This window comes from Aureitalea marina (assembly GCF_002943755.1).
In the GTDB taxonomy this organism is placed as follows: Bacteria; Bacteroidota; Bacteroidia; order Flavobacteriales; family Flavobacteriaceae; genus Aureitalea; species Aureitalea marina.
This window is the reverse complement of the sequence record NZ_MQUB01000001.1, coordinates 3,030,632-3,041,304: the sequence shown is the minus strand read 5'-3', so window position 1 is coordinate 3,041,304 and position 10,673 is coordinate 3,030,632. Positions and strand designations below refer to the sequence as shown.

At 45.9% G+C, this 10,673-nt stretch carries 10 protein-coding genes and 1 pseudogene; 6 read left to right on the top strand and 5 right to left on the bottom strand.

The features are described from left to right. Positions 1 to 199 precede the first annotated feature (199 nt). Together BST85_RS14035 and BST85_RS14030 are read left to right on the top strand one after the other, a co-directional pair. A complete protein-coding gene (locus BST85_RS14035; protein WP_104813835.1) occupies positions 200 to 799 on the top strand; it encodes a cytochrome-c peroxidase in 600 nt (199 codons plus the stop codon). A gap of 32 nt (positions 800 to 831) precedes the next feature. Then, a complete protein-coding gene (locus BST85_RS14030) occupies positions 832 to 1,167 on the top strand; it encodes a hypothetical protein (RefSeq protein WP_104813834.1) in 336 nt (111 codons plus the stop codon). Here the strand turns inward: BST85_RS14030 and BST85_RS14025 are convergent. Next, positions 1,164 to 2,588, bottom strand: coding sequence for a TolC family protein (locus BST85_RS14025; protein ID WP_104811380.1), 1,425 nt, complete (start codon positions 2,586 to 2,588; stop codon positions 1,164 to 1,166). The genes BST85_RS14030 and BST85_RS14025 overlap by 4 nt on opposite strands. Further along, a pseudogene (locus BST85_RS14020) lies at positions 2,585 to 2,760 on the bottom strand (biotin attachment protein); the annotation flags it as partial. The pseudogene BST85_RS14020 and the gene BST85_RS14025, both read right to left, overlap by 4 nt. A gap of 84 nt (positions 2,761 to 2,844) precedes the next feature. Between BST85_RS14020 and BST85_RS14540 the strand changes: the two are divergent. From BST85_RS14540 to BST85_RS14530, 3 genes are read left to right on the top strand one after another with little or no spacing between them, the layout of a single operon-like run. Beyond that, the gene (locus tag BST85_RS14540; protein WP_245917708.1) at positions 2,845 to 3,033 is read left to right on the top strand and encodes a hypothetical protein; all 189 of its coding nucleotides are present in this window, start codon (positions 2,845 to 2,847) and stop codon (positions 3,031 to 3,033) included. Then, positions 3,033 to 3,500, top strand: a complete 468-nt coding sequence (locus BST85_RS14535; protein WP_245917707.1) for a TolC family protein — start codon at positions 3,033 to 3,035, stop codon at positions 3,498 to 3,500. The genes BST85_RS14540 and BST85_RS14535 overlap by 1 nt, the downstream gene beginning before the upstream one ends. A gap of 38 nt (positions 3,501 to 3,538) precedes the next feature. After that, entirely contained in the window at positions 3,539 to 4,267 is a 729-nt protein-coding gene (locus BST85_RS14530; RefSeq protein WP_245917706.1) for a TolC family protein, read from the top strand. On the opposite strand, the gene BST85_RS14010 is transcribed toward BST85_RS14530, so the two are convergent. From BST85_RS14010 to BST85_RS14000, 3 genes are all read right to left on the bottom strand, one after another. Continuing rightward, positions 4,264 to 6,222, bottom strand: a complete 1,959-nt coding sequence (locus BST85_RS14010) for a cytochrome-c peroxidase (protein WP_104811379.1) — start codon at positions 6,220 to 6,222, stop codon at positions 4,264 to 4,266. The genes BST85_RS14530 and BST85_RS14010 overlap by 4 nt on opposite strands. A gap of 75 nt (positions 6,223 to 6,297) precedes the next feature. Next, positions 6,298 to 8,148, bottom strand: coding sequence for an alkaline phosphatase PhoX (locus BST85_RS14005; protein WP_104811378.1), 1,851 nt, complete (start codon positions 8,146 to 8,148; stop codon positions 6,298 to 6,300). Between the two features lie 323 nt (positions 8,149 to 8,471). Further along, complete coding sequence (locus BST85_RS14000; RefSeq protein WP_104811377.1) at positions 8,472 to 10,010, bottom strand: FG-GAP repeat domain-containing protein; 1,539 nt, start codon at positions 10,008 to 10,010, stop codon at positions 8,472 to 8,474. Between the two features lie 180 nt (positions 10,011 to 10,190). Between BST85_RS14000 and BST85_RS13995 the strand changes: the two genes are divergently transcribed. Continuing rightward, a complete protein-coding gene (locus BST85_RS13995) occupies positions 10,191 to 10,640 on the top strand; it encodes a hypothetical protein (RefSeq protein WP_104811376.1) in 450 nt (149 codons plus the stop codon). The last annotated feature ends 33 nt before the right edge of the window (positions 10,641 to 10,673 follow it).

Genomic DNA, 10,673 nt, shown 5'->3' with positions numbered 1-10,673 from the left:
GAATATGCTCAACCTTTATATGCCAGCTTGCTCGAAGTTCATCTCGCCTTGGACTATGAAACCATTGAAGAGGTCTCCGCTTTCCATTAGCCGTTAATTATACAGAGGACAATATCTTTTCTGAAAATTTCCTCAATCCATTTTACTATGTGAGCCTGGAAGACAGCGATCAGGTTGACGACCTGGAGGAGTTGGGAAGTTGTTATTCTTTGACCCTATACTTTCAAGTGACAATCGGATGTCTTGTGCGAGTTGCCACTTACCGGAAAAAGCCTTTACAGACGGGATGAGAACTAGTATTTCCAATACAGGTCATCCTTTAAAGCGCAACTCCATGACACTTAATTATGCCGTTTATGCTTCTGGCTATTTCCATGATATGCGCGTAAAACGCTTGGAGGACCAATTTGAACACGTCGTTTTTTCCGAGGACGAATTTGACAGCAATTATGCCAGCATAATTGATAAATTAAATAAAAGTCCGAAATACGCAGACCGCTTCCAAGCCATTTTCCAAGACCCAAGGTCAAAGATTAGGAATCACCATATTGATTATGCGTTGACGGCCTATGTTATGAGCCTCAATTCGTTTGACAGTCCGGTGGACCAGTATTTTCAGGGAAAAAGAGAAGATTTGCCGGCTGAAATTAAACGAGGATTTAACCTTTTCACAGGGAAAGCTGCATGTGCAACCTGCCACTTCGCTCCCTTGTTTTCCGGGACAGTTCCTCCACTTTATGTAGAATCTGAAAGTGAAGTTTTGGGTGTTCCAAATGACAAAAAACCCCTCTTGTTTTAGACGACGATAGGGGACGAATCTCCAATGGTAATATGCGGGAAGTTGCAGAGTTCTTCGTGAGTTCTTTTAAAACTCCAACGGTTAGAAATATTGACAAGACAGGGCCATATATGCACAACGGTGTGTTTGCGAGTTTAGAGGAGGTTATGGACTTCTACAATGAAGGTGGAGGGGCTGGTCGTGGCATATCACTGGAGCATCAGACGCTCGCTCCCGACCCACTTGGTCTAACGAAGCAGGAGATATCGGATATCATTGCATTCATGAAGGCTCTTTCGGACACTACCGTTTACGACAACCACGTTCAATTGCCACAGGATTTTAGTCAGCAGCGTCTCAATGGACGACGTGTCGTTGGCTTCGATTAGATATTCTGACCAGGTAAAGCCATGGTATTGAAAAGCTTGGCCTTAGTCATGAACAGTTTATTCTCCAGATCGATCTCCTTCAACTGGGCGTCGATCAGTTTGGTCTCCCGGGCGTTGATCAGGAAGAGGGAACTGTCTCCTACGCCAAATTTGCGCTCTTCTGCCCTGAGCATCCTCTCGTAATTGACAACAATATCCGAGATCAACCCTCGCTGAACCACATAAGAGTCTAAAGCGGTGTAAACCTGGGCGATCTTGTTTCTCAACCGGAACTGCTCACTAATCAGGTCCAGGCTGGCGTCCTGTAGCTTGATCTTAGCCAGTTTCAGATCTCCTCTTTCTTTCCTCAGGAACAGGGGGAAGGCAAATTCGATCCTGCCTTTGTAGTTAGCCGCCTGGAAGGAATTTCCAACGTCTGGGGTTTCGGTCAGGAAATTGTACTCCAGGTTAATGACAGGCAACAATCGGCTGGCCTTAAATTTTTGGTCCACCTCCAGTTGCTCTACCTTAAAGCGCATGGATCGAAGTTTAGGATGCTCATCCAGGGGAATATCACTGAGCGGCCTTTCTTCTATACTAAGGGTCAGATCGATCTCCCCATTGAGTTCTAAAACTGGTTTGACGGTCTCTTGCAGAATCACTGGAACCTGGTCTTCCAGCCACAGATAGTTGGACAGGTTTAGTTCTGCTTTGCGCAAATTGATCCCTGCTTGCTCCAGGCTCAAAGTCCTGTTCTGAACCGGGATATATGCCTCTACGGTATCTATGGCTGCTTGGGCCCCTAATTCAACGGCACGGCTCACAGCTCTGTGTCGAAGTTCCGCGTTTTGGAGAAACTCCTCATAGGTCAGGGCTTCCTTATAAGCTTTGACCCAATCAAAATAGGCTAGGGATGCATCAAAAAGCAGTTGGTTGATCAACAGTTGCTGATCTGCAGCAGTTTGCTCCTGGAACAGTTTGGCTCTCCTTAGGGTCGCCATGCGATCATTTATAAACAGGTCCCGACCCACAGAGACGGAAATTCCGGCATTAAATAATCCATCATCCGGCACCGTTCTCTCCGGGTTCAGGAATTCACCGTCATTCTGTTCGAAGCCAGCCTTTAACTCTATCCCATACCAGGTAGGGATCTTAAAGGTTGCATTCAAAAGATCGTAATATTCACTACCCTTGAACTCTTTGGCATCGTAATCGACCTCCAACTTAGGATCGAACCCACCTCGTGCCTTCATCAGATTAGCCTGGGCGGCATCGATGGTGAGGTTGGCCTGCTTGGCTATGGGGTGATATTTCTTGACATAGCCCAGGTACTCCCTAAAACCGAGAACAATGGAATCCTCCTCGGCAGCTGCACTAGCTTGAAGCTGGCCAATGCACAGTTGAGGAGTGTATAGGATCAATATGAGAATTAATAGCCTCATTTTTTTACACTTTTATCGGCTAGAGCTGTCGTTGGCTGATAGTAGTTAGGAGGGAAGCCATTGAGTTGACGCCAGGCCTCAAACCAGATCGGTACATCGTCCAGTAGCGCAATGGTCTTGGCACCAGATCCTACTCGTGCTCCTTTGGCCAAGGGTGATCGTCCGGATCTGGTTTGGAGGCCTGGCGTCAACTCAATGGCTTCCCTCCTAACTACTATCAGCCAACGACAGCTCTAGCCGATAAAAGTGTAAAAAAATGAGGCTATTAATTCTCATATTGATCCTATACACTCCTCAACTGTGCATTGGCCAGCTTCAAGCTAGTGCAGCTGCCGAGGAGGATTCCATTGTTCTCGGTTTTAGGGAGTACCTGGGCTATGTCAAGAAATATCACCCCATAGCCAAGCAGGCAACCTCACCATCGATGCCGCCCAGGCTAATCTGATGAAGGCACGAGGTGGGTTCGATCCTAAGTTGGAGGTCGATTACGATGCCAAAGAGTTCAAGGGTAGTGAATATTACGATCTTTTGAATGCAACCTTTAAGATCCCTACCTGGTATGGGATAGAGTTAAAGGCTGGCTTCGAACAGAATGACGGTGAATTCCTGAACCCGGAGAGAACGGTGCCGGATGATGGATTATTTAATGCCGGAATTTCCGTCTCTGTGGGTCGGGACCTGTTTATAAATGATCGCATGGCGACCCTAAGGAGAGCCAAACTGTTCCAGGAGCAAACTGCTGCAGATCAGCAACTGTTGATCAACCAACTGCTTTTTGATGCATCCCTAGCCTATTTTGATTGGGTCAAAGCTTATAAGGAAGCCCTGACCTATGAGGAGTTTCTCCAAAACGCGGAACTTCGACACAGAGCTGTGAGCCGTGCCGTTGAATTAGGGGCCAAGCAGCCATAGATACCGTAGAGGCATATATCCCGGTTCAGAACAGGACTTTGAGCCTGGAGCAAGCAGGGATCAATTTGCGCAAAGCAGAACTAAACCTGTCCAACTATCTGTGGCTGGAAGACCAGGTTCCAGTGATTCTGCAAGAGACCGTCAAACCAGTTTTAGAACTCAATGGGGAGATCGATCTGACCCTTAGTATAGAAGAAAGGCCGCTCAGTGATATTCCCCTGGATGAGCATCCTAAACTTCGATCCATGCGCTTTAAGGTAGAGCAACTGGAGGTGGACCAAAAATTTAAGGCCAGCCGATTGTTGCCTGTCATTAACCTGGAGTACAATTTCCTGACCGAAACCCCAGACGTTGGAAATTCCTTCCAGGCGGCTAACTACAAAGGCAGGATCGAATTTGCCTTCCCCCTGTTCCTGAGGAAAGAAAGAGGAGATCTGAAACTGGCTAAGATCAAGCTACAGGACGCCAGCCTGGACCTGATTAGTGAGCAGTTCCGGTTGAGAAACAAGATCGCCCAGGTTTACACCGCTTTAGACTCTTATGTGGTTCAGCGAGGGTTGATCTCGGATATTGTTGTCAATTACGAGAGGATGCTCAGGGCAGAAGAGCGCAAATTTGGCGTAGGAGACAGTTCCCTCTTCCTGATCAACGCCCGGGAGACCAAACTGATCGACGCCCAGTTGAAGGAGATCGATCTGGAGAATAAACTGTTCATGACTAAGGCCAAGCTTTTCAATACCATGGCTTTACCTGGTCAGAATATCTAATCGAAGCCAACGACACGTCGTCCATTGAGACGCTGCTGACTAAAATCCTGTGGCAATTGAACGTGGTTGTCGTAAACGGTAGTGTCCGAAAGAGCCTTCATGAATGCAATGATATCCGATATCTCCTGCTTCGTTAGACCAAGTGGGTCGGGAGCGAGCGTCTGATGCTCCAGTGATATGCCACGACCAGCCCCTCCACCTTCATTGTAGAAGTCCATAACCTCCTCTAAACTCGCAAACACACCGTTGTGCATATATGGCCCTGTCTTGTCAATATTTCTAACCGTTGGAGTTTTAAAAGAACTCACGAAGAACTCTGCAACTTCCCGCATATTACCATTGGAGATTCGTCCCCTATCGTCGTCTAAAACAAGAGGGGTGTTTTTGTCATTTGGAACACCCAAAACTTCACTTTCAGATTCTACATAAAGTGGAGGAACTGTCCCGGAAAACAAGGGAGCGAAGTGGCAGGTTGCACATGCAGCTTTCCCTGTGAAAAGGTTAAATCCTCGTTTAATTTCAGCCGGCAAATCTTCTCTTTTTCCCTGAAAATACTGGTCCACCGGACTGTCAAACGAATTGAGGCTCATAACATAGGCCGTCAACGCATAATCAATATGGTGATTCCTAATCTTTGACCTTGGGTCTTGGAAAATGGCTTGGAAGCGGTCTGCGTATTTCGGACTTTTATTTAATTTATCAATTATGCTGGCATAATTGCTGTCAAATTCGTCCTCGGAAAAAACGACGTGTTCAAATTGGTCCTCCAAGCGTTTTACGCGCATATCATGGAAATAGCCAGAAGCATAAACGGCATAATTAAGTGTCATGGAGTTGCGCTTTAAAGGATGACCTGTATTGGAAATACTAGTTCTCATCCCGTCTGTAAAGGCTTTTTCCGGTAAGTGGCAACTCGCACAAGACATCCGATTGTCACTTGAAAGTATAGGGTCAAAGAATAACAACTTCCCCAACTCCTCCAGGTCGTCAACCTGATCGCTGTCTTCCAGGCTCACATAGTAAAATGGATTGAGGAAATTTTCAGAAAAGATATTGTCCTCTGTATAATTAACGGCTAATGGAAAGCGGGAGACCTCTTCAATGGTTTCATAGTCCAAGGCGAGATGAACTTCGAGCAAGCTGGCATATAAAGGTTGAGCATATTCTTTGATGAATTTTAACCGATCAAAGTTTTCAAATCCTTTTTTCCTGGTCTGACGTCCAGCCTGATCAAAAAGATTATTGACTTTTTTGAACATTTGTTGCTGTTTCACGTTCTCCAGTTCATATTCGTAATATTGAAAGGACTGTTGCAATGAGTTTAATACTGTATATGTATCCGAAATGCCCATGGTTGTTCCTGGAGTGTCAAATCCGGTAATCCCTAAGGTGACCATACGGATTATAGCCTGACGGCAAGCCTCAAAGAACTGACGATCAGTGAGTCTCCTATCCTTAGAGAAGGCTATTACGCTAGTTGCCCCAGTGGATAATTTTTTTGACTGAGAAACCAGGTCATCTAATACTGCAGATAAATCCTCTTCCGCCATCAGCTCGTCGATCACCTGTAGTCCTTTTGGTTGGAGTATGTTGAAGTCGGCTACTTTCGGTTCTAATTTGGGAAGTGGAGCTCCATTAAGCACCTTATCATAGGCCTCCTTATCCAGATATTCCAAGACGAACTCTACTTTTTTGAAGCTAGTTCGCAGCGATTGGTAGGAATTTCGCAGGTCCTTTTCAAGGATTTCTTCTGTGCTGAAGTCCTTAACCGCATTCTCAAATCTTACCAATTCACGTTCAAATCGTTTTAGATCCAATTTGAATTGCTGATTGATCTGTCCGATTGCTTTTTGGGTGTAGGTGGCTGGTTGCTGTTTAATGACCGGTCGGCTCACAAGAATAAGCAATGATGAAATAAATAAACTACCAACCAATAATAAGGAGTCCGTTCGCATGTTCCGAAATTTTTGCTAAAAAACCGGACGTTCACAAGGAACGTCCAGTTCTTACTTAAAACATATATGAGAAAATTACTTCACTAGTAGTTTCTTGCTATCGCCGTCAGCAGTCTTCAGCAAGTACATCCCCGTTTGCAGTCCACCTATATCGATCGACTTCACATCGCGATAAACAGCAATCCGTTTTCCGGTTATGTCATACAAAGCAACATCGACCACTTTGTTAAAGTAGACTATTCGCTCTGTAGGATTAGGATAAGCTATAAAACTATCGTCACTCACATCTCCAAAATCCGGAGCGGATAGCGTTTCGATTGCACCCGAATCATCAAACCCGGTTATGGCAAAGGTCAGGGAGTTGTTGTATGGGAATGGATTGGCACCATCAGGGTGCTGAGAGTTAACAAGGATTGATTTGCCATCTAGTGTGGCACAAGCTCCGGTGATCTCAGCTCCACGTGGCGTCTGGGTCAGACGGATCAGATCGTCTACAGTTGGGTTCTCAACTTCCATATCCAGTAAGTACAACTCGCACATCCTGTCGTCAGGATACTCTGATGGAGTTCGTCCAAAAGATGTTCCGTTGAGGTCTTCCTGAACAAGCATGTAGGTCTTGTCTTGTCCAGCCACGTTTACGTAAAGCATGTTCAGCCCGTCAGGGTTTGACAGATGCTTCGCAGGATAATCAGCCAAATCCGGACTTTCCGCAAAATAAGGACCCGCTTCCAGGAATATAGAAACCTCTCCGGTAGCTGGATCAAATTCCAATACACGTCCATAGTAATCCCAGTAGGCATCATCTCCAGGACCTGTAGCTCCTTGGTCTGCTGCACGCTGGATGTGGTGAGGAGCGTACACGGCTCCTTCGGCCTCTTCGTCTACCCATCGAGAGGCAGGATTATCACGACCGGTTTCTGTCATATAGATCTTACCTGTATTCTTGTCGATGGTTACCCATTCCAAACGGTTAAACATGGTCGCACCAGAAGAAACAGCTTCGTCCTTAAAGTTCAACATTTTGTCAAAATCAGCATTGTTGATCAGAACCCATGGCTCTCCCGGATTGTCGTGTTTGTATACATAGGTATCACCTTTGGTGAAATCGCCTGGCTCATCAGCTACGAATTTTGTAAAGAAACCTGGTGTCGCATCTGCGCCTAGGTAAGCCGTTTGATTGTCTGCAGCAATAGTTCCTCCTTCAAAAGGCTGACGTCCCCAGTTGTACTGCTTGCGAACGGCTTTAGCCTCACGAGGATCGATCTCTACCATCCAGTTGAAGTTCTGGTACTTAGGAATGGTTTGGAAATTGGCGGCATCGAACTCAGTATATTTGATGACGTAGTCTGTGGTGTCCCGTACTCCGTTGCCATCGTCGTAAATGTCATCATTGCTGTTTCGGAACCACTCTTCGGCGGTCCAGATACGACCATCCACTATGGAGTTGATCCCCCCACAGTTCATCCCGGTTTCTCCAACATTGCTGAAATCAACATTGAAGAAATCTCCAGAACGACCATCAGACAAAGTCTGGGGAATAACGTATAGTTCGTCGTTACCAGGATCGCGGCCCAAAAGGAAGGCAGTCATTCCCCCACCGTCACCAATCTTGTCGTCGGCAGTGATGCGTTCGTGGTTAATGGATACCCATCCGAGGGCGTTAGGATCGTCCACACAATCCTCTGCGGTAAGAGGAGTAAATCCAATGAAATCGTGCCACTGTTTGGCAGGAACAGCTTCATTTTCTCCCGTTTGAACAAGATCCTCCCCTCCTATAAATAGGACTTGATATTGAAATGGAGAAGGGGGAACCACTACTTCGGTGGCCTCCCAGTCGATTTCAACCACTCGGGATGGAAATTCGTTTTGCCCAACCAATGTCAGGGTAAAGGCAAATAACATTAATGATAGTACTTTAATTTTCATGCGTTTAGTTTTAGTGTTTGATTATAAACCATCGTAAAACTAATCGCGCCTTGTTAGCGAAAACTATTTTGACTTTAAAAAAAAAGTAAGCTGAATGTTAGGAAGTTTAGGACAACGTTAACTGATATCGATATACGTTCAACGTTAATTTACAATTCTGTAATACAGCGTATTGTAGTCTACGAAGGGTAAATCCGACAGTCATATTCCATAAATGCCTGCCACTGCTGAATCGGCATTTCTAAAAAGGGGTGTGCCAAAGAATTCAAAAGCTGTAACGACAGATCATCGATCAATTTATTTAGAAGCCTTCTAAACAGCATTTAACGGGATCTGTTCTTTAAAACGATGAAAGGAATGCCTTTTTCTACCCATTTTTCAACATAACCCAGTTTAGGCACTACCTCAAATGCCAAGGAGCCAAGTACAAGATCTAAGTCTCCATCTTGGTCATAGTCTGCAGCGTCCATGACCACCCATCGTCCTGCATTCACCTGTTCAAAGGTGGAGGCACTGAATTCACCTTTCTCGTTCTCGAAGTACACAAAACCCTCCTCCGGAGTGTTCACCCAATCCGGAAAGAAGGAGATGGCCGCAATATCCGTGTCCCCGTCCAGGTCAAAATCCTCTACAACTGCATTGTAAGCCCCGTTGAGATGCAGGAAAACCTCCTGCCGAAAATTGTTCTGGCCATCATTGATGAAAATATAGACCCCATGCCAGGGTTTCATCAATGGTTTGTAATCTGCATTGTCCCCCGCTGTGAAGACTATATCAGGGTAACCGTCCTTGTTGTAGTCGATCAGGTTCATAAAGCTGCTTCCCATGGAGGGACTGAATTCCAATACACGCTCCCTTCGAAAATTTGCCCGGCCATCGTTGTAAAAGATGTCTATTCCCTCCGATCCTTGCGCAAAAAGTGCGACTATATCTAGTTTGCCATCCCCATTCATATCCTTTATGTAACTCTTTATTGCACCTGGTGTGTTGTGGAGAACGACCTTTCGGTATTCCCCGTCTTCCATGAGATGTAAGGAAAGGGCACCGGTCCATTTGCCAAACTCAGCTACTACAACATCTTGGTCACCATCACCATCCATGTCCCCGAAACTACTGTGGACGGGACGCTGGAGCTCTGTGATCGGGACAGATGCATTCTCCCCTGTCGTCTTAGGCAGCGTCGCGATAAGACCTCTTGGAGCATCTGTGGGCGAAAAGCTACCCATAACCGTTAACCAAAATCTTTCGCCATCGTCGAAGAGGCTTACTGCACCTTCCTGTACGTTACCGGTAGAACGTAATTGAAGATCGGAACTAAACACCGAGAAGCTCCCGGTCATGGCATCCCCGAGATAAATTGAACCATCGGGTGCAAAATTGGCCATAGTGGAACTGGGCACCCGTACCTTCTGGCTTGGAACGATCAGCTCGAATCGATCAAGGTCCATGGCGATCGGCAGTTTGTCAGGTTCCGCAAGTTCCAGAGGTGCATTCTTCAGATAGTAATCGACTATCATTTCCCAATCGAGGCTGTCGATGGTTCGTTGGGCAGGAAACAAGTTGCTTCTTCGCACAATTTCTCCACCTTCGTTCTTCTCGAAAAGGGCCTCTCTCTCCTCCTGCGAGTTATAGATCCCAAACATATAGCCCATTCTGGGAAGCATGAATTCTTCCCAGGTCTCCTTGTCCAGTGTCGATGGTGGAGGGTATTGATGGCAGGAGGCGCAGTATATCCGTGAGAGTGATTCACCGGTCACCTTCTCGGAAACGATTTGCTTATCCTCTGATCTTGATCGGCCCTCATCCTTACAAGCGGTAAAGACAAGAGTTATTGCGATCATCATGGTATATGCTGGTCTCATTCAGTCAAAATTTAACTTACGAATCAAAACCTTTCTATCTCTGAGGGCAAGATTTAGGAGTTATTAAAACGTTACTATACACTCCTACTGTAAGATAATACGCGTCCTACTCCCTAATAACGAGGAACCTACGTTTATTTTCACTAACTTAACTGGTACAATTCTAAACACCACCTGACCATGAAAAAGCTAAGCATCATTCTGTTTGTTGTTGTGGTATCGGCAATTCTACTGGCTGCGGCAACCCATGAAACACCCACTCATGATCCCCGTTTACAGGGTGTCTGGGAATTAGAAGACCAATATTTCTATGAGAACAACGAGGTGGTGGACACCGCTGCCAATATGCACGGCTATAGGCAGGTTAAAGTCTACAGCCACAGCAAGGTCATGTGGACCCGGTACAACCCCAAAGATACCTTGGAATGGTTTGGGTACGGTTCCTATTCCATAGCAGATGATTGGTTGGAAGAAAGGATAGAGTACGGGTCCAATCCCATGATGCAGGCTATTGACACCATTACGGTCTTTCGGTTTGAACTGGAATTCGAAGAAGGCCGATTCCGGCAGATCGCCATGGACAATGACGGAAATCGTTATTTCTCGGAAAATTATAAAAAGATCGACTAAGTCGGAATTCATAAATAGAAAGCAACCTTCGGG